Origin of the sequence: Paenibacillus sp. WLX2291, from assembly GCF_046603665.1 — a bacterium.
Classification (GTDB): domain Bacteria; phylum Bacillota; class Bacilli; order Paenibacillales; family Paenibacillaceae; genus Saccharibacillus.
Map to the genome: position 1 here is coordinate 369,060 of NZ_CP176755.1, position 22,640 is coordinate 391,699.

Here is a 22,640-nt window from a genome sequence, read left to right on the forward strand (position 1 = left end):
GCGTTTGGTAATATAAACGCGGGGTTCAATGAAAAGTGGTTTTTGCGAAAAGCAAAATACCTTACCTTTTCTGCGCGAGAATCTACATTCACTCCCAATTCGTAGATTCTCGTGGCTCCACCAGAGTCCGTGCCCAAATCCCTTCCCGAAGCGGTATAGTGCATCCCAGCCACACTAAGAGTTTAAGGCTATCTATCAAACGAAAGGGGTTGAAGCCACAGATGCAGCGCAAGATCAACTGGCTTCTCGTATTGTTCAGCCTCATCGGAGGCGCACTCGGCTTTATTTTTAGCGAGTGGTTGTTGCACGCGTATCTCGACCGGATGCCGCGCATTCTGCTTATGGGATTGTATTTTGGCATCATCAGCTTGATGATCGGTATATTCTGCTTGCTAGCAGAGATGATCTCGCCAGTGCTGAACGGAGCTTCCTGGCGGCAACGGTATGCCGATATCTCATGGAAGTTGCTCGTTCCAGCAACACTGGTCGTTATGTTCGTCGGCGGTCTTGCATCACAAGCATTGTATCAGCTGGATTTCAACGGCGCGCGTACAGTTAAGGACGTGGTTGTAGTCGTCGATAATTCCGGTAGTATGTTACAAACAGACCCGCAAAATCTTCGCTATCAAGCTGTCAAAAATCTGGTGTCATCCATGGATAACGATATGCGCGTAGGTATTATTGAATTTAGTGGAGAAGCACGTGTAGCGCTGCCGCTTACTACTTTGGATGCTGCTTCAAGACAACAGGTCGCTAGTGTGGTCGATGGGTTAAATGTGAGTGCAGGTGGAACAAATTTCACAGCGGCTCTCAGTACATCTATCCAACAAATCACTCAGCAAGAACAGGATGATCGCGGTGTGACCGTCATTATGCTATCTGATGGTTATAGCGATCTGGATATGTCCGCATTACAGCCTTATCAGGAACGTGGCATTGTGATTAACACGGTCGGCTTGAGTCTGGCAAATGACGGTGGGCAAAATTTGCTGACCGAAATTGCTTCAGAAACAGATGGTCAATATTATGGCGTAGCACAAGCAACCGATCTCACACAAACGTTCCAGCAAATTTACGACACGTTAGACAAACGAACCCTCGTCACAGAGCGTAGCGAACCGTTTAACAGCAACCTGTACTACCAGATCCTCCACGTTGTATTGATCGCTCTCATCGGAGCATTGATGGGCGTTGGTTGGGGACTAATGTTCGACAATCGCTTTCTGGCGCGCAGTTTTGGCGTCGGCGGCGGGGTTGGCGGATTGCTAGCAGGCTTATTGTTGGAATGGGGTATTGGTAAAACAGACTGGTCGTGGACAGATGCAGTGATTCGTTTCTTGGCGATTATGATATTGGCGCTGGTATTCACATTGTTCACGCTGGTCATTCCAATCGGTGAGAATAATAAGCGTCTGATTCGCCGCAATGAAACACCACCGCCACCAACGAGTAGCTCTGGTTCTCCACGTCGCCGTCGTCCAGGTGATAGCGGTCGTACGTTTCAGCGATAAATGATCTCTTGATTCATACAGATCACATACAACAGGCATATACTAATACAGATACTATATATTCAGGGGCGGGAGTGATTCCTGCCCTGCCGTTGTATCTATAGCAGAAATCATAAGGAATAGGCTGGGTATACAGTCTATTCTAGTTTAAAATAAAAAGGAGCATAGCTAGCGACAGGCGGTATCACGATAGAAACGTATACAAAGCCCAATTGCAGCGACGATTGCTACGATATCGTATGTCTTTATTTTGATCATATAGGCGAGAACAAGTATGCCAGTTACGTGATGAGCATACATACCGTCGTGACTATCATACAGGTGCAGAGGAAGGAGAGGGTGTGATGCGTTATCTGGATGCAAAGTCGGAGGATGAGCAGGTGATCCACGGATTAACGGCGCAGGCGGAGGAAGGCTGGTGTATATTACGCTGGTTATGGCCTCGGGGCGCGGAGGCAGTATATATCGAGAAGCTGAACAGCAGCGGAGAAGGCGATGACGGTACATCGTTGGCTACTACTCCTGCCACTGGAGTAAAGGCAGTCATCGCAAATGATCCTCTCTCCGGCTCTGCTTCTGTCGACCCTGCCAATCTCAAGCTGTACACACGCGAAGAATACAAAGCAACCAACGGCTACCGCGACCGCATCGATCATTTTGGCAAAATCGCTTATCGTGTACATCTGGTCACCGAGCAACAAGGCGAAACGCTGCTTGTGCGCCAGCATGATGATCGTAACGTAGTCGAACTAAGCGCAGGCAAAGCCCAAATTCGCTACACGATCCGCCAGCAGTCCAGCTGGTTCAGCAAACGCAAAACAGTACGCATCGACGTACACGCCGAAGTACCAGTCGAACGCGATGTGCTCTGTTATGTAAAAAAAGATGGCGGCTATCCAGCCAACCGTGACGACGGCATTGTGTATCCATTTGCCGAGCCGTTTCGCGCCGGACGCAATGAGCTACCGGCGATTGAAATTGGCAAAAACGAATATGTGCGTCTGTTTTTTACCGATGGACGTAAGTATGGACACATGTACGAATTAATTTTGGAGTAGGGGGAAGATGGGGGATATGAAAATCTTCGATTGGTTTAAACGCAAACCGGAAGCGGAACCCAGACCATTATTTTACGATATTGTATGCCCGTATTGCTTTAACAAATTTACGCCAGACGAGGTAGAGTTCCGGGCGAGTCATCATCGTGAGGATGACGAAGATTATGCGCTGCGCGAAGATGCGCGTCTGAACCGCTACCGTGCCCGCTTCGGTCTGGATACGGTGCAGGATATGGAAGCGGTGCTGCGTCCGCAGGATGTGCCAGAAGAGCATCGGATCTATTCCGATGAGGTGCTTGTTGGATTAAATGACCGCTACGGTGAGGTGACTCGTCGTCGTCTCTGCCCGCATTGCCATAATGAATTGCCAGTGACGGCGGGCAAGGTGCCGAGCAATATTATCTCCATCGTCGGTGCGTCTCAGGTCGGCAAGTCGGTCTATATGACCGCGCTCATTCATACGCTGCAAAATTCCACGGCAGATCATTTTGATGCTGCTTGTATGCCACTGACGACGGAGATCAGCCGCAAGTTCCGTATGAATTATGAGGAGCCGCTGTTTGAACGTGGCGATCTGCTCGCTTCTACACAAAAGGAACGGATGCAGGAACCGTTTATTTTCCAATTTGTATTCAAGGATGAGAGCAAGCCACCGCTGACACTTGTATTTTTTGATGTCGCTGGTGAAGGTATGGTCGATCAGGATTATCTGGGACTGCACGGTCAGCATATTAAGAACTCGTCCGGTATTCTGTTTATGGTCGATCCGCTGCAAATTCGTTCCATCCGCGACCGCATTCGATTGAAGCTGGGTGATACGCGCGGTGAATGGGTGTCCCGGTATGACGAACCGCGTGATGTGGTGCTAACGCTGTTTAGCGATTTTATCGCCCATCAGGAAGACAGCAAGACGGATATTCCGACGGCGGTTGTATTAACGAAGAGTGATATGCTGGAATCGCTACGCGGCGATGATGGCGAATATATCAAATCCAACAGCAATATTTTCCACAATGTAGTACATCGTGATCACTTTGATCTGGATGAATTTGAAAATATTGACGGAGAGATTCGCCGCTTTATTGAGCGTGTGGATCGTCCGTTCAAAGGCACGATGGATGTGTATTTCAAGGATACTGCCTATTTTGCCGTGTCTGCACTGGGCAGCAATCCGGTGGAGCAAAAGCTGCAAAGCGTGGTCAGCCCGATTCGGGTGGATGAACCGTTTGTATGGCTGATGTACAAATTGAAGTATATCGAAGGGAGACGACAGGCTTGAGTATGGTTTCTGACGCTCGTATTCAGCAACAGCTGTATACACGCGAGAAAAGCGGAATATTCCGCACGACGGAAGGCTATGACACGATTGCGCGTTCTCCCGGGCTGGACCCGTCTTTGATCAAAAAGGCGATCCATCCGCTGTGCGGCTACGATGCACCGGCAGAATTGCAGGCGAAAGCGGAAAAGGATGCGTCGCTGTATCCGTCTGCCCTGCAACTGGTACGTCTGGAAAATCGCGATATCGTGCTGGGACAGAGCGTATACGTGCCGACTGATTTTACCGGTCTGCGCAGTGCCTTTTTTACACATAACTATATCATTCCGTCCGCGCTGGGCGAGGATTGGGTACATCATTACGACCGCTGGCTGAATGCTTCGTTTGTCGATCATTACGATCTGGAGCAGGGTAGCGAATTGCCGGAGCTGGATGAATTTCCTGTGCGTTCTGCTGGGCAAAATGCTCTAGCGGGCGACAGTGCATCTGGGAATTCTTCCACATCGCTATCGCCAGCGCCGCACATGCAATCCATTCCGCCGCGTGCCTTGCTGGATCAATTGCAGATTGACGATGGTATGTTCCGGCAATTGCTTGGCGCAGTCATGTCGGCGATTCATCGTCACCGGAAAGTATACATTTCGCTTAATGTGCCGATTGCGCAGTTGTCGGATTATGCGCGGCAGCTGACGAGTGTAATCATGCTGGCGCTGCCCTATGCGTTTCGGCGCAGGCTTGGCTTTACGACGTATGCCAAAGAACCGGAAAGTCGCAAAGGCATGCAGTTGCTGTTTGTGGAAAGCGGTTCGATTCGCGCGGGAGATCGCAATATCGAGCGGGATTATATTTTCGATCTGAACAGTGGACGTATTCAGGCGGCACAGGCAGGACGTGCCGGTCAGCTGTACATCGATTGGGTGTGTCAGCATCTGGATCAGCCAGCATTGCTGCGCGAATTGCAGCAGTTTGCCGATCAGGGGCAGGCAGGATTGGATGCGGCTGAAGAAGCATTGCCTGATCCGGCGCAATACGATGAATGGACATTGCTATTCCGGGTGGAAAAAGGCGATCTTCATCTGTATGCCGAACAGCGCCCACTCGTACTACAAACACTGCTGCGTCATCTGCGTCCAGCAGGCGCGCTGACAGCGGCAATGCGGCTGAACGATCTGTTCTTGGCATGTTTTGACCGCGAATTTGATGCGGTGCGTGATGGTCAGGTGCCAGATGTGGCGATTGCGGAAGTGTTTGCCGAATATTATGGAATTGATCCGCAGCATACCGGACGTAAAATTTTGGAGTATTTTATCCGGGCGATTCGCAATGCGCTCTCTTCCGGGCAAGTGGCGGAAAGTCATGCGTTGTATGCGATGATGGAACGTCAGCCGCCGCTGTATGAAGCGTTTATCTCGGTGGTCGGCAGTCAGCCGGGCTTGGCAACTGTGCTGTTGACTCCGCTCATTGATCGCAAATTCCAGCAGGCGCAATCGGTAGAGGAAGTGATTACGCTGGCAGCGGAGTGGGGCAGCAAGTACCCGCAGCTACTCGATATGGACGATTACTGCAACCGTGCCGGACAGTCGTTTATGGAAGCCTTGCGGCGCAGCCCAGATTTGTTGCTGGCAACCAGCAATGTCTTCAAGCAGCTGGAGCGATTGGAATCTGATCAACAGCCAGAGATGAACAGTGCTGCATGGGTGCAATCCGGTCTCGGTGACGATATGCGCGCGTCAGCAGAGCGATTGCTGCTTAGCGAACTAGACTTGAAAAGTCTTACCCGCAGCCGTCTGCTACAGGCAGATTTCCTATCGTATCCGCTACCAAGTGATGAGCAGCCAGAGCGTGCGGAACGCCGATTGATTGGCAAGAAGCGGGCGCTGCAACTGCTGCATTTCTGGTTCTCCGGTAGCGGCGATGAGACGAATGAAGATGTGCTACAGGAAATGGACAACCTGCCTGTCGCCGAAAAGGATATTATGCAGCAGCTTGGTCGCGCTTGGATTGGCGAAGATATTCGCAATGGTCAATTTGAGCGTTTACCTGCCGCTTTTGCTTATAGTGCCAAGCCCAATGATATCGATTATGCGGCGCTGGTCGAGGAAGTACGGCGTCATTCGCCAGATGAGCAGAACATTTATCGTTTCTTCAACTGGTCGGAAGGACGCGCTGCTTTTATGGTGGGCGAAGATGTGTTGGATCGTCCGCGTGCGTCAGTAGGTGAGCGTTCCGGCACTCGTAAGGGTAATGAACGAATAAAGGGTCGCACAAGTGGCCCCCGATTTGTGCCTGCGTATGAAACAGCGATTCTGGCTTACTTCCGCAAGCACGATCGTGAAGCATTCCGTCGTGGTTCGCTGGCAAAAGATAACTGGCCGCAGAACAAGCCTGCCCTGACCGCTGTGTACACGCGCGCACGGGACGAGCTGGCAACACCATTTCAGAAATGGATGCGCCGTAACCGCAGTCGTTTGCCGATGTTGATGGGTGTCTTGGTTGTATTCATTGTGGGCATTGTCGGTCTATCGATCTATTTTGCCCATATCTTTGGCGGTTCGGAACCTGTGGTCACTGCACCGACGACACCGGAGCAGCAAGCACCTGCTATCAATCCGAACGACCTGCCGAATGTGCTAGTTACGTTGTCCGGTACGAATGGCGAGGATAGCGATGCCGATACGTCCACCGATTCGACGACTAGCGATTCTTCATCGTCGAGCGATTCTGCTGATAGTGCTACTACTGGAGCCGCTACAACCGGGCAGACTGCTACAGGCTCGGACAGCAACATCGTGACCGCTGCTGCATCCGGTACGAGCAGTACGGGTTCGTCCAATAGCAGCAGCTCCACCGATGGTGCTACATCCGGCAGCACTTCTACACCAGATAGCAAGAGCACTGCCGCATCCGAGCGTCTGGTATTCCATTTTAAAACGATGGAGCCATGCACTGCGTTTCAACCGAAAAAGGCAACCCTGTATCTGAGCGGCAAGCAGGATGTTCATTATGAAAAGCTGGACGTACAATCTTCCTGCGCTTCCAGTACAGATACTTCTGGTACAATGAATAATGGAAATACAGGAGAGCAAAGTAGTAGCACATCCGATCGTACAGATACTTCTGCGACTGGTGCGACTTCCGATACAAGCACGTCCAGTACGGACAGCACCGATGCCGAAGCAACTGGCAGTAAGGAATCGACTGCCACTGGTTCGGATACGTCCAGTAGCTCATCTACGTCAGGAGATGACAGTACATCTGGGGAATCAGAGCCATCTACATCGGCAGAAACAGAAGCACCTTCATCGCTCACATTGACACCGGAGCAGATGCAGCAGGTGTATCCGTATGAAGTCAGCCTTGCGTTGCCTGCGGATACCGACGTATCGCTGCTAGACAGCATCACTATTAATGGACAAACCTATATCATTACCACAATTACGACGACTTCTTGATCGTAATTCATGTATACCTTCCATACGTTTGTCCGTTTGATGAAGGACGCAGGTAAGCCCGCTTTTTCATGCAGTTCCGTGCAGAAAAGCGGGCTTTTGCCTTAGGAAGATTCATTGCTCCAGACCATTCCAACAGTCGGCAGGAACCGTTTATCAAAGGAGTGCATCATGAAGGATAAGGACACTACACAACACACATATGTAATCGGTGTGCTGATCGGCTGGCAAATTGAATCAGAATTGCTAGTTGCCTGCGCGCTGGCGGCGGCAAGTCATAAGGCAGAACTATTTTACTTTTATCCCTCTGGCGTGGACGAACAGCGGCAGATGATTCGCGGACGTACGATGCGAGATGGAGAATGGGTGAAGGACGAGTTTCCGTATCCTGACGTGATCTACGACCGGATGCGCCGCCGCGGTTTGAAAGGGTATGAGGATGTGTATCGCCAATTGGAGCATATTCCGCTCACTCATAGTCTGCGAGGGAGATCGATTCGCAAGCTGATGACGTATCGCCTGCTCAAAAAGGATGAACAGCTGCGCAAGTATTTGATCCCGTTCATGACCCTGCGTAATGCAGAGACAGCGCTGGAATTCATGATCCAGCATCAGCAGACGATTTTGAAATCCGATTCCGGTGCATCTGCACGCGGCATCTATACGGTGGAGTATCGCGACGATGTATTCGAAGTATCTGATCAAAAGTACATTCACCGATTGACCCGCGACAAGATGGCAGAGCTAATCGAATTTTTGATCCCACAGCGCTATTGTTTGCAAAAGCTGGTGCGTAGCGTCACACCGCAGGGCTTTCCCTTTCATATTCGTGTGCACATGAGCAAAGATGGCAAGGGGCGCTGGATCGTTGCCTTCTGCTCTACGTCCATATCGATGCAACCAGAGCGCAAGGTCACGAATAGTGAGCATACATTTCGCGTGATCCCGATGTGGAAAACCTTTCTCAAGCATCATCTGGGCGAAGAACCGGGCGGAGAATTGGATCGCCGCATCGAAACATATGGCATCCAGCTGGCAAAATATATGCAGCAGCAACTAGGCGATGGATTTCACGAGATTGGGCTGGATATTGGCTTGGACGAACAGAATCGGATTTGCCTGTTTGAAGCAGGTATCGGCTTACCGTCTACCATCTTTCATTATGTGGAAATGGTGCGTCCGGCGATTGCTTACAGCTTGCTGCTGGCACGCCGTCATCGAGAAGAGGAACAGGAGCAATAACGTGTAGAGCAGAATAGTCAAAGGGAGAGCTGATCATGCCGAAACCATCTCATGCGGAACAACATACGTCCTGTGAAGTGTTGATTGTGGGAGCGGGACCGACGGGATTGACGCTGGCAATCGAACTGGCGCGCCGGGGCATCCATTGTCGCATTATCGATCAAGCTGATGAGCCTTCGCGGTACAGCAAAGCACTGGGCGTTATGGCACGCACATTGGAGCTGCTGGAGCAAGCGGGGCTGGCGGAAGAATTCACTGCTCGTGGACTACCGATTGAACAGGTCAGCATCTATGGTGGCAAAAAACAACTGGCGGATGTACCTTTCGGTCAGCGCATCGCCAGCAAATATCCGTATGTGCTCATGTTGCCGCAAAACGAAACGGAAGAAATTTTGCTGCAACGGTTGCAGCAGCTCGGCGTGCAGGTAGAGCGCAGTACGACGTTGACGGCGCTTCAGCCGTATGATGCGACAGCCAACGAGACGCAGCACACGGACAACTCGTCAGTGGTGACTTCGGCGGCAACTCATACAGCAGACGTTGACAGCGCGCAGCTGGCAAGCCGAACAGCACTGCCGCATTTTGTCTCCGGCAGCCGAATACAGGTGAGTGCTGCATCGTCTACCGGGCAACATGGCAAACCGTCTACCTATCGTTTGACTGCGACCATTGTGCAGAATGCCTCCTCTGATTCAGCTGTCACCTCCCATATTCATGCAGGCTGGGTCGTTGGATGCGACGGCGCGCATAGCACGGTGCGTCATCTGTTGCGCATGTCGTTCAAAGGAACTTCGATTACGCAGGATTTTGCGCTTGCTGATGTGATGGTATCTGGTCAGATTGCGCATGACCGCTTGCAGATTTATTTGCATCAGGGACGAATCGCTGCCTTTTTCCCGATGAAAAGTGGTCGTCATCGCGTCATTGTCGCTTCGCCAGTTCAGTCGCAGCATCAGGCAGAGGACAAGGATGGCACGGGGAAAGCACGGCAGATTTCGTTGGAAGAAGTGCAGCAGGTGTTGGATGAATGTACGAGCGGGCAGTTTACCGTGTCAGACCCGATCTGGATGACGCGCTTCTCGGTCAATCAGCGCAAGGTCGAGCATTATCGCTCAGGTGCAGCTCTGCTGGCAGGAGATGCGGCGCATATTCATTCTCCGGTCGGCGGACAGGGTATGAATACAGGCATGCAGGATGCGTTTAATCTGGGCTGGAAGCTGGCGCTGGTCTGTCAGGGACGAGCGGATGAGATGCTGCTGGACAGCTACGAAGAAGAGCGCGAGCCGGTAGCCCGCTCATTGCTGCGTTGGACTGGCGTATTTACTCGGCTCGCGATCAATCGGTTTCCACTGCTGGCAGCGGCGCGCAATACAGTAGCACCGTTGTTATCGTCGCGCAGCATCGTACAGCGTCTGATGGCGCGTGCGATTTCGGAAACGGATATTCATTATCGGCATAGCGAACTCGTGCTACGCGGGGAGAATTGGCGACATGGTATGGTCGCGCCCGGCGATCGTGCGCCGGATGCAGGAGCAGGGTTGGACTGGTGGGATAACCGCAAGCATTTGCTGCTCGTGTTCCCTGAAGCGTCGCCACAATTGCCATCTCCAGCGAATCCTGAGTTATGGGACGAGGATGAGCGCACTCGTATTCCGCTGCTCATTCGGATTGGTGACAGCTGGCGGTCGGTGACGGAGATCGTGAATATTTTGCCGGATCAGCCGTTAATGGTGCCCCAGCCGCAGCCTGCTCATTTTCGTCAGGATTCCGGTTCCGTATTACGCAAGCTATACGGGATGGAGCAAGGCGGGTATGTGATGGTACGCCCGGATGGATATATCGGCTTTGCGGGTAGCTTGAAGGACGAAATGGAATTAATTGGATGGGTGTATCGATTATTCCGTATCCCATCTGCGGTGAAATAAAAAAAACACCATATGCAACACATGCCCCGAACGCTGCTGCCGCACTATTGTGAGACTTTCACGATAGAACTGGCAAGCAGCGTATTTGTTAAAAATCACGAAAATATGTTCGTTCCCTATACCAATCGCCCAAAGGCATCATGTATAATTGGATATTATGTTGACCGACGGATGACCGGAAACGGTCGTATTGTGATATCCACCAATAACGTATTGCGCATAGATGATTACGCACGCAGAAAGGCCAGGTTCTACCATGACGCTATCTTCTCCGGTATCCTTTACAGATAAATCATATATTGCCCTGCTGAGCTTCGAGGAAGACCGAGGCTTTTTCCTGCATATTTCCTATGGCAGTCTGGTGATGGAAATGGACAAGGCGCTGGAGATCCAGCAGCTGGTAACTGGACGTGTACTGGAAGGCGATGAACGCTGGCAGGTGAGCGCTTCGGGACATACCGAATGTCTGCTCAGCACTGAAGAAGCGGGCAAACTATACGCCCGTTTGCTGCGTATGCTGCCGGGTACGCTAGAGATGGACGACGGTGTGCCAGTACAAGCGTACTGGGATAAGCATGCTGCCGCTGTGCTGGCAGGGCATGGGGAAGCCACGTCTGCTGTCCTGTATGAAGCACCGGAATGGCAGGATACGTTTATAGACAATCTGGATGGTGTGCCGGATATGAATCAGCATGAAGGTGACGAGCAAGGAATACACATCGAGCCAGGATGGCGCAAGCAATCGTCAGGTTCGGATATTCCCGAATCTGATACAACTGTATCCGCTGGAATATTGGTGAATACGCCGCTGCGTAGCCAGCTTGCACGGCAGATTCCGGCAGATTGGCAGACGACGGGAAGTAGAGCAGATCACCAGCACACGGAAGCAATGACAACAGACTTTTTGCCAGAACAATCGTATATTCCGTATAACGACGAGTTTGTCGCCGATGTGCATCAGGAAGTGAATTGGATTCTGGAAGGGCAAAGAGAATCCAGAAACGGGATCGGACAGGTGATGGCGGTGCCGATGATTCAGATTGGCGGTGTTCGCTATCCAGCGGTGGAATTGTCGCGGCGATTACATGCTGCCGGGCGCTACATTGCGCTGGATGACGGTGGACAGGTCGAGATCGATCTGCTGCGCGAAATCGGACTTGGACCGATGGGACGGATGGCAGACGGTACGCCACTGGATCGTCATAGCAAACTGACGCCGCAGGAGATTATCCAGCGCGGTTCGGAGCGATTGCGTGGACCGTGGTCGACGATGCTGTTACCCGGTTTGGAATTGCCTAGTGACGATGGCGAGCGCAGCTTGACGGCGCACTTTGACTTTCTATGTCAGTGGGGATTGTCCGGTGGGATACTCGGCGGTGTGATGCACCATGCCGACGATCTGGGCGAGTTTCTGTCTGAATGGTTACGTCGTGAGCCGGATTGTCGTATCGGTCTGATTGGGAAAAAGACACAGCTTACTGCTCTGCGCAAGCTGTGGTCGGATCTGCTGGAACCGTATTGGCAGGATGCATCCGCGCCAGTAGTCAAAAGCAAAAGCGCTGCATCGCCCCGTCCGCTAATCGCTGTGCCAGTCAGCATGCTGACTCAGCGCGCTGCGGTACTGCCGGGCGGCGTCGATATCGTCATATATCTCGAACCGGATGAGATGACCGCTGATGTAACCAGCAAAATGTACCGCGCTCTAAACCGAATTCAGGCGCGAGTGCGACTGTCGGTCTTTGCCAAAGGACAATTGCTGGACGAGCCGCATATGCGTACCGCCCAGACGAGTTTACTCAAGTTATTTCATTCGGTCGTACGCGAATACGCGATTGCAGATCCGCAGCATCCGCTGACCGCGCTGCCCCCGGTTTTTGAAATGGAGCCGAAGCGAGCCGCTCAACCTGGTTTGCCGCAGCTTGCCCGCGCTGGTGGGTTTGCCGAGATTCAGCTAGGCGATGAGGACAAAGGCATGTCCATTCCGCTGCGTCCGACGGTAGATCATGACGAGCGCACAAGCCCGATGCAAAGCAACAGCTACACCGAACGCAGTCACAGTCACTATAATGAACAAACTAGCTCCAATGAACATGAGCTGGATCATCATATGATGGATCACGACAGCCCATCTGTAGAGGATCATCGCCCACGCGAAGTGCTGAACAATATACAACCAAACGATAAGGCAGAACGAATGGAGGGCTTGTTGCAGGAGCTATCCAGACAGGGCATCCATATTCAGCGTCCTCCTGCCTTTGCCACATCGGAATCGCTGGATAGGGAAGAGACATCGGCACATATGGAATACGGCGAAGAACATATTCCATATGATGGTGCCGAGCTGGAAATGTCGCCAGAGCAACAGCGCCGCAGCAATTTGTATATTCCACCAGTGCAGCAGCAACGCGCGCTGAACTGGGAAGTAGCAAGTGGCGACTGGACGAAGCCATCTACCGAATCTAACCGTCAAAATGATACCAGTCAGCACGATGATCATGTAGGCGAGAACAGCCACAATCCATGGGAATCGTCCGTATCGCTACCATCTGCTTCCCCCGGCATGCCAATCATGCTGTCCAAAACGGAAGGACGCACGTATGCCATTCCACCAGCAGAACAAGCGCCGTTGCCGTCGCAATCATCCTTTGCCAACATGGACAACGATTCTGATGACATCACAGACTGGCGCGCTGACCATGACAATGAGCTGACTATTGAATTGGAGCCATTGCATCAGGAGGGCTTATCGACCTACGCTTCGCAAGGACAGCCTTTGTCGGCAACCGAGGATGCGCAGGATCGTAGTCGCTCGATGTCGGCGATCCAGAGTGCGGAATATATTTTCGCCTGTCGGGCGCATGATATGGTAGAGCAGGTAGAGGACGAAGCGGAGTTTGTACCGTTTATGAGCTATTGGCCGACCTATGAGAGCATGACGTGGCGGCAGAAGAAATGGTACTTTTACTGGCGCAACGAAGTACGGAATGAACGCTATCCGACGACTGATCTGTCATACATTTTCCTGCTCTGTTACGAGATTATTAACGGCGCAGGCTGGCAGGAGCCGCTGGATGGTCATCATCTGCTGATGAATCTGTGGCGTCAGTATCGTCGTCGTTTTCATAAAATGGATCGGTATCTGCCACAGTGGATTATCGACTTCTCGCAAGTCCACAGTCTGAACGAATCGCTGCTGGAGCTGCTGCTGGAAACGCCGCGCCATGTGTCGCAGGAGCTGGTCGATCTGGAGTGGGAGCGCATTTGGAGTGCATCGCCGATTCAGTTGCCTTTTGCATTGCTGCCGCAGCTGCTAGATTATGATCTGGAGCGTAGCCGTTTCTATGCCGAGCAGGGCGGCGATGTGATGCGTCAATATATTCCGAAAGTACTGGCGGCGATTGATGCTTTTCTGGATAAACAGCAGGGAACACGCTTGATCCAGCTATTCCGTCCGCCTGTCTATCGCGAAAATGAACGGTATCTGTTCCGCAGTGCCGTTTACGATGCTTCACGCTATGGACGCACTAGTCTGGTGCGCCGTTTGCCGCTAAGTGAGCACAAGCCGCTGCGCGAATTTCTAACTGGTATTGTCAAAATGACCGAAAACGAACTGCGCCGCCACTTGAATGTGAACGGACGACTGCGCATCAACCCGCCGGTGGAGCCGGAGATTGCGCGTCTGATTGAGCGCTATGTTCGCCGTGCGTTTACACCAGTCGAGGAATTGCCAGCACCGCGCCGGGTGGAGATCAACGCCGATCTGCTGGAGCAGTTGCAAGCAGACTCCGCTGTCGTGCGCGATATGTTAACGCTACGTCAGGAAGAACTGGATGTGATCCAGCAGGAAGCGAGCGAAGAAGCACAACGTCAACAATGGGCATCTACGCTTGCAACGTCTCATAACGAGCCAGACCATACTGCTGAACTGGATATGAACGATACGAACGAGAAGAGCGATACGAATGATACAGATCCTATGTATGATGATCTGACAAGCTGGATCTCCACCGGCTCCGAGCATGACGATCCCGACTGGACGCAGATACAGGAGCAGGAGGAGCCGGCAACAGATGCGGAGTCGGTATCCGACACTGATTCGGTATCCGATCCCGATTCTGTACGTGATACCGAGTCTGTAGATAATATACACAGCAACACCGCCATCTCTACAACCGCAACGTTGGGCAATATAAGTGAACTGGATGAAGAATGGCAGGATTGCCTGAATGCTTTACAGCCGCAGCATATTCAATTGCTAGCGGCGATGCTGAATGGCGCCGATGAACACGCACAGCAAGTCGTCGCTGGACGCTACAATACGATGGCGGCGCTGCTGGCGGACGAGATCAACGATCTGGCGATGGATCATATCGGCGATCTGCTGTTAGATAACGGCGAAATGATGGAAGAATACCGATCCATACTGGATGCAATCATCATGAGGTGAACTGGAAATGAATGAAGTGAAAATACCAAAACGCATCACGACCGCACTGGTCAACTCGTTTGCTGCCGGGGTCGTTCCGCGCATCGGGCTGGAACATGTGGCGGTCGGTCGCAAATACGAGATTGAATCCATTTTACGCGAGCTGGACAATGTTGCCGATGGCGGTGCGGCGTTCAAGCTGATCACCGGTCGGTACGGTAGCGGGAAAAGCTTTTTGCTGCAAATGATTCGCAACTATGCGATGGATCGCGGCTTTGTCGTTGCTGATGGCGATCTGTCACCTGAACGTCGTCTCACGGGGGCGAAGGGACAGGGGCTGGCAACATACCGCGAGCTGATGATCAATTTGTCTACCCGCACCCGTCCTGACGGCGGCGCACTGGAATCGATGCTGCAAAAGTGGATCTCCAATCTGCAATTGCAGGTAATGGAGGAACAAGGCGTTACTGCGGATGATCCGTCCATCGGCATCGAGGTACAGCGCCGCATTCATACGGTAACTGGCGAGATGGAGGGCTGGGTACACGGCTTTGATTTTGCCAAAGTATTGTCTGCGTACTGGCAGGGCATTCGTCTGAACGAAGATGCGCTCAAGCAGTCTGCGCTGCGCTGGCTGCGCGGTGAATACCAGACCCGTACTGAAGCGCGGCGCGAGCTGAATGTGAGCGTCATTATCGACGATGACGGCTGGTACGATTATATGAAGCTGTGGGCGGAATTTGCTGCTCGTATCGGCTACAAAGGATTGCTGCTGTTCGTCGACGAAGGTGTCAATCTGTACAAAATCTCCAACAGCGTCTCCCGTCAGAGCAATTATGAAAAGCTACTGACCATCTTCAACGATACGATGCAGGGTAAAGCTGGTCATCTCGGCGTCTTCGTTGGCGGCACGCCGCAGTTTGTCGAAGACCCACGCCGTGGATTGTACAGCTATGAAGCGCTGCGTTCCCGATTGGCAGAGAGCCGATTCGGTAGCAGCGGTACGAAGAATTTTGCTGGCCCGGTCATTCGCTTGGAGATGTTGTCTCATGAAGAAATTCTGCTTATGCTGCAAAAGCTGCGCGATATTCACTGCCAGCATTACAAATACGACAGTGTGCTTCAGCAGGCGCAGCTTGTTTCCTTTATGCAAACGGCGGTATCGCGACTAGGCGCGGATGAATTGCTGACTCCGCGCGAGGTGGTGCGTGATTTTGTCGATCTGCTGAATACACTGCATTTCAACGAAGAATTGACGTTTGACCATCTGCTGGGCGAGTTAGCATCGGCGCCAGCGGCGTCATCGAACAGTTATAGCGCAGATGATGAAGACCGTCCGGCAAAAGCGGGCGGCGCGCAGTCGACTTCTGCACGGGCGAACGGAGCTGCACCGAAGCAGCCGGATGATGTGGATGACTTCTTGGCGGAGTTTGACCTGTGAGCGGGCATCCGTTTTACCGGATGGCGCCGTTTATTCAGGAATACATTTATCGTAGCGGCTGGAAAGAATTGCGTGAGGCACAGGTGGAAGCGTGCCGGGTACTGCTGGATACGCCCCATCATCTGCTGATCGCATCAGGTACAGCCTCGGGCAAAACGGAAGCTGCCTTTTTTCCCGCGCTAACCGCATTATATGAACAACCGTCCAAATCGGTGGGCATTCTGTATATCGGGCCGCTCAAAGCGCTGATTAACGACCAGTATGAGCGGCTTAAAGGCGTACTGCGGGATGCCGACATTCCGGTCTGGCACTGGCATGGAGATGTGCCGCAATCGCATAAGACGAAGCTGGTACAGAATCCATCTGGCATTTTGCAGATTACACCGGAATCGCTGGAAGGGCTGCTCATGAACAAGCCGAATTCGATTCCAGCGCTGTTCGGCGATCTGCGCTATATTGTCGTTGATGAAGTGCATGCTTTTATGGGTGTAGATCGCGGGGTGCAGGTGTTGTCGCAATTGTCGCGTATTCAGCGCATGGCTGGTTGTCGTCCGCAGCGAATCGGTTTGTCCGCGACGCTGAGCGATTACGAGAGTGCCTGTGAATGGCTGTCTTCGGATACCGGGCAGCCGGTAGAGATCGTATCGCCGCAAGGCTCGCGCAAACTGCGCATTAGCGTAGAGCATTTCTCGTTTCCCGATGCACGCAATGAAGAACAGGCGCAGCAGCTTGAATATGCACAGCAGGCATATCACAATTTCATTTACGACCAGACGCATCATAAGAAAGCGTTGATCTTCACCAACAGCCGCTCGGATGCTGAATATTTGACACTGGAAATGCGTAAAGTTGCTGCTCATCGGCAGGAACCGGATATTTTCCATGTGCATCACGGCAGTATCTCGGCGATGCTGCGTGAAGAAGCGGAAGCGGCACTACGCGAAGGCTACGGGCCAGCTGTAGCAGCGGCGACGCTGACATTGGAGCTTGGGATTGATCTGGGCGAACTAGAACGTGTCATTCAGCTGGGCGCTCCGTATTCTTGTTCCAGCTTTGTCCAGCGGCTTGGTCGCTCCGGGCGACGTGAAGGAGCCGTCTCGGAAATGATCTTCGTTTGTCCAGAGGAAGAGGATGAGCAAGCGCAATTACCTGCTCGGATGCCATGGATGATGCTACGAGCGATTGCGGTCATTGAGCTATATGTACGCGACCGCTGGGTCGAGCCGTTCAGCGCGCGCAAGCTGCCGATTGGCATTCTATATCACCAGACGATGAGTACGCTCAAAAGTATGGGCGAAGCCGAGCCTGCCGAGCTGGCGCGTGCGGTAATGACATTGCCACCGTTTCGGCATTTTACAGTGGAACAGTATCAGCAATTTTTGCGGTATCTGTTGCAGCTGGATCATATTCAGCAGACGGAGGAAGGTACGCTGATTATCGGCATGGCGGGCGAGAAGATCGTTAACAACTTCCGCTTCTACGCCGTGTTCAAGGATGACGAAGAGCATGCCGTTTACAATGGTTCAGAGGAAATTGGTTCGATTACGACTGTGCCGCCGCCGGGCTACTGCTTCTCGCTGGCAGGTAAGCTGTGGAAAGTAGAGGAGATCGATAGCCGTCATAAGGCGGTCTACGTCAAATCTTCTAAAGGCAAAGTCGATACGCTCTGGCTTGGTGCAGGCGGCGACGTCGACACCCGCGTGATGCAAAAGATCCGCGAGATTCTTGCTTCCACCGATCTCTACTCGTATCTGGCACCTAACGCTGCTTCCCGACTGGAGCGCGCACGGCGGCTTGCACGGGAAACTGGATTACTGGATGAGATCGTTATTCCGGCGGGTGGCGATTCGTGCTTTGTGTTGCCGTGGCTGGGTAGTAAGCCGTTTCGTACACTGGAGCGGATGCTCAAGCACAATCTTGCTGAACGACTCGGACTGCGCGCTGTCACGCCGATGGAGCCGTATTATTTTGTCGTCTCAGGCAAGGCGGATGCGGCAGAGCTGCTAGCTGAGATGATCGCCGAATGCAAACATATCGATTATCCTGAGCAACTGCTGGGTGAGGAAGAAGCACCGTATCTCGGCAAATACGATGAATTTATCCAGCCTGGACTGGTGCGGCAAGCATTTGCAGCTGACGGTTTGGATCTGGACGGATTGCGGGATGGACTACTGAATATCCAGAAAATACAAATTAATTTGAATCCGCCATCCGATAAAGAAGCTAGAGAGTCGTAATCTCTGGCTTCTTTTCCTATTTCCATCGTGAGTGTATCGCTTCTTAGATGCAGAAACACATATGACAATATACGAATACACAAAGTTGACAAAGCACATTTTCTTAAATATAATCTACTTATTAAAAGTAAGTAATAAACCAATAGAGCGAACACTACTACAAATAAAGGTACTGTAATCGCGGTGGGAAGGAGAAGCCGATGAGTTTGCATGCAGAAGTAATTATTGCGGGAGCGGGTCCCGGCGGTGCGCTGCTCGGGTATTTGCTCGCAGCTAGCGGAGTGTCCGTGATTTTGCTAGAACGGCATAGTCATATGGATAAAGAATTTCGCGGGGAGCATCTGAACGCACAGGGAGAACGTATTTTGAAGGAGCACGGACTGTACAAGCGCGTACAGGAGGCGGGATTGCTGCTGATGGAGCGTGTGGAATATTTTCAACAAGGGCGCATCATCAAGACGATCTTGCCCGGTCCGGGTGAACGACATACCGGTATCCATGTTCCGCAAAAAAACCTGCTGCATGTACTGATCGGCGAATCTCTTCGATTCCCGAATTACAGACTGATGATGGATACAACGGTCACCGAGCTGCTACACGATGAGCAAAGTGGAGCCGTCAACGGCGTCAAAGTACGCCATCAAGGGGAAGAACAGACCATACACAGTCAACTGGTCATCGGCGCGGATGGACGTTACTCTACCGTGCGCAAGCTGGCAGGCATTGGCACGCGTATTCTCAAGCACGGCTTTGACCTGCTGTGGGCGCGCATTCCTGCACCGACAGGCTGGCCTGCCACTGTACGGATGGCGCTTGCCAATGATTCGCAGCTGGCGTTATTCAGCCAGCAGGGTGGATATATTCAGGTCGGCTGGAATATTCAGCAGGACAGCTATCGTAAGCTGCGCAAACAGCCAGTAGAGCCATTTGCACGCGCACTTGTCGAGGCATTTCCAGAACTAGCACAAACCGTGGAGAAGCATATCCGCACATGGGATGATTTTGTGCTGCTTCAAGTGCAGAGTTGTGTGTGCGATACATGGGTACAGCCCGGACTGGTCATTATGGGCGATGCGGCACATACGTTCAGCCCAACTGGCGCCATCGGCGTGAATAGCGCTATGCAGGATGCCCACATATTGGCTCCGCTGCTGCTGGATGCGCTGCGGTCGGGTGACACCGGACTGGAAACACTGCGCCAGTTTGAACAATTGCGCCGTCAGGAGACAACTGCCGAGCTGGATAGCCAGTTTGCCAAAGAATCCAGCTTCAGCGGCAATTTCCCAGCATATCAACCGTAAAGTAGCATCAGGCGAAGTCATCGCTTTTCAACATGTTGAGTACCAACTATAGAGATGATACGCATTCACATCATGGACAGTCAGAGGACACAAGACGGGATGAAGCGGAATGAATGCAGCCGGTTCATCATCCAATTTTGAATATAACACGTATCTATCGTTGACAGAGATACACAACCGGAGGTAATTCATAATGATTAATCCCAAAATAGCAGATGCCCTCAAAGATCGTATACAAATTGTACCCAGTGGTGAAAAATCCATCTATCTAGTCGGCCCGATTCGTCTGCCAGTCAATCTGGATGGCGAGACGGTCGTCTTCCAGTGGTATTGCTGGTTGCGCTGTGACAATATGCCGGGCGCAGAATGCGGCAACCCGAATGTTGATCATGCGGCAATTATCGAGATGCTATCCTCGTCCAATCTGGCGGAAGCACAGCAATCGAGCGTACTCGTATATGGCGACTTCCAAGGTTCCGCCGATGCGCTGATTCGCATGCATAGTATTTGTCACACCGGCGATATTTTCGGTAGTAAACGTTGTGACTGTGGCTACCAGCTGAAGCAGTCGATGAAAATGATCGTTGCTCATGGCACCGGCGCATTGTTCTATCTGGCAAATCATGAAGGACGCGGCATCGGTCTGTTCAGCAAAGCGATGGCATACGTGCTGCAAGAGCAAGGTCTGGATACAGTAGAAGCGAATCTGGAGCTGGGCTTTGAAGACGATATGCGTAACTATGACGATGCGATTGCCGTACTCGGTCAACTGCGTCAACAACCGGTAACGCTGATCACCAACAACCCGCGCAAGCTAGACGCCTTGCAGCGCTCCGGTGCAGTCGTAAGCGGTCGTGTGCCGCTGTGGGGAGATATCTCCGAATTTAACGAAAAATATCTGAAAACAAAAGTGAATCGTTCCGGTCACTTGGGCAGCGGACCACTGACCAATGCAGCGGGCGATTAAGCTGTTGTTGAATGAGTCATAACAGCAATAAAGCAGATGCAGCAGGCAGTCGGGAATACAAATCCGGGCTGCCTTTTTGCATTATGCCCAGATTTGTATTAAAATTGCCAAAAGCTAAAATTTGAAATATCGGCGACTGAAAACAGAACGTTGTACAGCATATCCAGCGATGAGGATAGAAGCGCAATCGCGATATACCCGATCGTTTATAGAATTATGTAACTTTATAATGTAAAGTACGTGTAAATCTGATATGGTAGAAATAGGAATCGTTTGGTAAAATTCGTAGACAGAGCAAGCTATGCAGACTGCCTTAGAATAGAAAGATATAGAGACGTACAAATAAGCAGCTGTTCCTTTTACAGATCGCGGCAGGAGGTGAGTTTCTTGGAAAGTCTTAAATTAATGGAAGAGTGCATCGAACAGGAGCGCCGAGAACTTAATGAGATGGTGCAATTCTATGACCTACAAGACCACCGCGTATTGGACCAGTCGAGACGAGTAGACTCCATACTTAATCAGTACAATCATTTGAAGCAGGCACTTTTGGGTACTCGCAGTTCAATCGTAGGGTCTTCATAACCAAACGGGAAAGACAGCGGAATATGTAGCAAGCGACAGGGACGTAACATAAGATTCCACTATACAGATACACAATCATTCTACTCATTCCAGCCTCCGTGCCTAGCGGGGGCTTTTTTATATGTATAGGGAATGATGTGGAACGTAGCAGCTGTATCCGTAGCAATCGTATCTGTGCAAGCAAAAATAACCGCCTGCCAACCATGAGGTATGGTTGACGGGCGGTTGTTGGTTGTATTTAGCTTTGGGCTACATCGTAGCAGCCTAAGATTAGAAGTTAAAATTGTCCGGGTCTGGGCCAGTACGCTCGTTTTTGTTGAGCGCGTTCAGCTGGTCGATCTCATCAGTCGTCAGCTGGAAGTCGAAAATGTTAGCATTATCGACAACACGTTCTTCTTTTACAGAGCGAGTCAGAACGACAACACCTTTATCCAGTACCCAGCGCAGTAACACTTGTGCAGGGCTTTTGCCGTATTTATCAGCGATGGATTTGACGGTTTCGTTATCGAACAGTTTACCGCGAGCGAGCGGGGACCAGGCTTCGACTTGAATGCCTTTTTGCGCGCTGTAGTCCAGCAGTTCGTTTTGCGTGAGCAGTGGGTGGAATTCCACCTGATTGACCGCTGGTACGACTTCGGCATCTGCCAGCAGATCGTCCAGATGATGTGGTTGGAAGTTACTTACGCCGATTGCACGGATGCGACCTTCTTTGTACAGCTTTTCCATCGCACGCCAGGAATCTTTGTACTTGCCTTTCACTGGCCAGTGAATGAGGTACAGATCCAGCACATCCAGACCGAGCTTGTTCATTGTATCGTCAAACGCTGCTAGCGTAGATTCGTAACCTTGATCGCCGTTCCACAGTTTGGATGTCACGAACAGTTGGTCGCGCGGTACGCCGGATTCGCGGATTGCTTTGCCGACGCTTTCCTCGTTTTTGTAGGCTGCGGCGGTATCGATCAGTACATAACCTGCATTGATCGCAGCAGTTACGGATTTGGTTGCGTCTTCGCCTTCTTCGACTTGCCATACGCCCAGACCGAACCATGGGATTTCCACACCATTGTTCAGTTTGACGGTTGTTTTGATATCTGTTGTCATTCGTGATTCCTCCTTCAAGGGTGCTTTTGGCTTCCTTATAGAACATACCCTAATCTGAGCGTGTTAATCGGGATTCGCTGGAAAAATTACTGTTTTTGAATCGGTATCTACCACTACGGAAAGG

Annotated in this window: 13 protein-coding genes; 12 read left to right on the forward strand and 1 reads right to left on the reverse strand. The window is 51.7% G+C overall.

Features of this window, described 5'->3' with window-relative positions; all coding sequences use genetic code 11:
- The first annotated feature begins 221 nt into the window (after window positions 1-221).
- From ACDE64_RS01550 to ACDE64_RS01605, 12 genes are all read left to right on the forward strand, one after another.
- Entirely contained in the window at window positions 222-1,511 is a 1,290-nt protein-coding gene (locus ACDE64_RS01550) for a vWA domain-containing protein (RefSeq protein ID WP_411348771.1), read from the forward strand.
- A gap of 344 nt (window positions 1,512-1,855) precedes the next feature.
- Window positions 1,856-2,569, forward strand: coding sequence for a beta-mannanase (locus ACDE64_RS01555; RefSeq protein WP_411348772.1), 714 nt, complete (start codon window positions 1,856-1,858; stop codon window positions 2,567-2,569).
- A 16-nt stretch (window positions 2,570-2,585) separates the two neighbouring features.
- Entirely contained in the window at window positions 2,586-3,848 is a 1,263-nt protein-coding gene (locus ACDE64_RS01560; protein WP_411350206.1) for a TRAFAC clade GTPase domain-containing protein, read from the forward strand.
- A gap of 2 nt (window positions 3,849-3,850) precedes the next feature.
- Window positions 3,851-7,297 (forward strand): hypothetical protein, encoded by a 3,447-nt coding sequence (locus ACDE64_RS01565; protein WP_411350207.1) that lies wholly within the window; start codon window positions 3,851-3,853, stop codon window positions 7,295-7,297.
- Window positions 7,298-7,465: 168 nt separating this feature from the next.
- Window positions 7,466-8,536, forward strand: a complete 1,071-nt coding sequence (locus tag ACDE64_RS01570) for a YheC/YheD family protein (RefSeq protein ID WP_411344805.1) — start codon at window positions 7,466-7,468, stop codon at window positions 8,534-8,536.
- Window positions 8,537-8,571: 35 nt separating this feature from the next.
- Window positions 8,572-10,461, forward strand: a complete 1,890-nt coding sequence (locus tag ACDE64_RS01575) for an FAD-dependent monooxygenase (RefSeq protein ID WP_411348773.1) — start codon at window positions 8,572-8,574, stop codon at window positions 10,459-10,461.
- 256 nt (window positions 10,462-10,717) lie between these two features.
- The gene (locus ACDE64_RS01580) at window positions 10,718-14,908 is read left to right on the forward strand and encodes a TerB N-terminal domain-containing protein (protein ID WP_411348774.1); all 4,191 of its coding nucleotides are present in this window, start codon (window positions 10,718-10,720) and stop codon (window positions 14,906-14,908) included.
- Window positions 14,909-14,915: 7 nt separating this feature from the next.
- Window positions 14,916-16,328, forward strand: a complete 1,413-nt coding sequence (locus ACDE64_RS01585) for an ATP-binding protein (RefSeq protein ID WP_411348775.1) — start codon at window positions 14,916-14,918, stop codon at window positions 16,326-16,328.
- Window positions 16,325-18,565: a DEAD/DEAH box helicase gene (locus tag ACDE64_RS01590; protein ID WP_411348776.1), complete on the forward strand. Its 2,241-nt coding sequence runs from the start codon at window positions 16,325-16,327 to the stop codon at window positions 18,563-18,565. The genes ACDE64_RS01585 and ACDE64_RS01590 overlap by 4 nt, the downstream gene beginning before the upstream one ends.
- A gap of 200 nt (window positions 18,566-18,765) precedes the next feature.
- Window positions 18,766-19,866 carry an FAD-dependent monooxygenase gene (locus tag ACDE64_RS01595; RefSeq protein WP_411348777.1) on the forward strand — a complete coding sequence of 367 codons (1,101 nt, stop codon included), beginning with the start codon at window positions 18,766-18,768 and terminating at the stop codon, window positions 19,864-19,866.
- A 193-nt stretch (window positions 19,867-20,059) separates the two neighbouring features.
- Window positions 20,060-20,833, forward strand: a complete 774-nt coding sequence (locus ACDE64_RS01600; protein ID WP_411348778.1) for a GTP cyclohydrolase II — start codon at window positions 20,060-20,062, stop codon at window positions 20,831-20,833.
- 405 nt (window positions 20,834-21,238) lie between these two features.
- Complete coding sequence (locus ACDE64_RS01605) at window positions 21,239-21,415, forward strand: Spo0E family sporulation regulatory protein-aspartic acid phosphatase (RefSeq protein ID WP_411346664.1); 177 nt, start codon at window positions 21,239-21,241, stop codon at window positions 21,413-21,415.
- A 270-nt stretch (window positions 21,416-21,685) separates the two neighbouring features.
- Here the strand turns inward: ACDE64_RS01605 and ACDE64_RS01610 are convergent, their stop codons facing one another.
- The gene (locus ACDE64_RS01610; protein WP_411344812.1) at window positions 21,686-22,516 is read right to left on the reverse strand and encodes an aldo/keto reductase; all 831 of its coding nucleotides are present in this window, start codon (window positions 22,514-22,516) and stop codon (window positions 21,686-21,688) included.
- Window positions 22,517-22,640: the final 124 nt, after the last annotated feature.

What these genes read in the sequence shown, in the direction of transcription:
- ACDE64_RS01610 (WP_411344812.1), bottom strand. Translation starts at nt 22,516, where the DNA reads ATGACAACAGATATCAAAACAACCGTCAAACTGAACAATGGTGTGGAA.
- ACDE64_RS01580 (WP_411348774.1), top strand. Translation starts at nt 10,718, where the DNA reads ATGACGCTATCTTCTCCGGTATCCTTTACAGATAAATCATATATTGCC.
- ACDE64_RS01570 (WP_411344805.1), top strand. Translation starts at nt 7,466, where the DNA reads ATGAAGGATAAGGACACTACACAACACACATATGTAATCGGTGTGCTG.
- ACDE64_RS01565 (WP_411350207.1), top strand. Translation starts at nt 3,851, where the DNA reads ATGGTTTCTGACGCTCGTATTCAGCAACAGCTGTATACACGCGAGAAA.
- ACDE64_RS01600 (WP_411348778.1), top strand. Translation starts at nt 20,060, where the DNA reads ATGATTAATCCCAAAATAGCAGATGCCCTCAAAGATCGTATACAAATT.
- ACDE64_RS01595 (WP_411348777.1), top strand. Translation starts at nt 18,766, where the DNA reads ATGAGTTTGCATGCAGAAGTAATTATTGCGGGAGCGGGTCCCGGCGGT.
- ACDE64_RS01585 (WP_411348775.1), top strand. Translation starts at nt 14,916, where the DNA reads ATGAATGAAGTGAAAATACCAAAACGCATCACGACCGCACTGGTCAAC.
- ACDE64_RS01560 (WP_411350206.1), top strand. Translation starts at nt 2,586, where the DNA reads ATGAAAATCTTCGATTGGTTTAAACGCAAACCGGAAGCGGAACCCAGA.
- ACDE64_RS01550 (WP_411348771.1), top strand. Translation starts at nt 222, where the DNA reads ATGCAGCGCAAGATCAACTGGCTTCTCGTATTGTTCAGCCTCATCGGA.
- ACDE64_RS01575 (WP_411348773.1), top strand. Translation starts at nt 8,572, where the DNA reads ATGCCGAAACCATCTCATGCGGAACAACATACGTCCTGTGAAGTGTTG.
- ACDE64_RS01605 (WP_411346664.1), top strand. Translation starts at nt 21,239, where the DNA reads ATGGAAGAGTGCATCGAACAGGAGCGCCGAGAACTTAATGAGATGGTG.
- ACDE64_RS01555 (WP_411348772.1), top strand. Translation starts at nt 1,856, where the DNA reads ATGCGTTATCTGGATGCAAAGTCGGAGGATGAGCAGGTGATCCACGGA.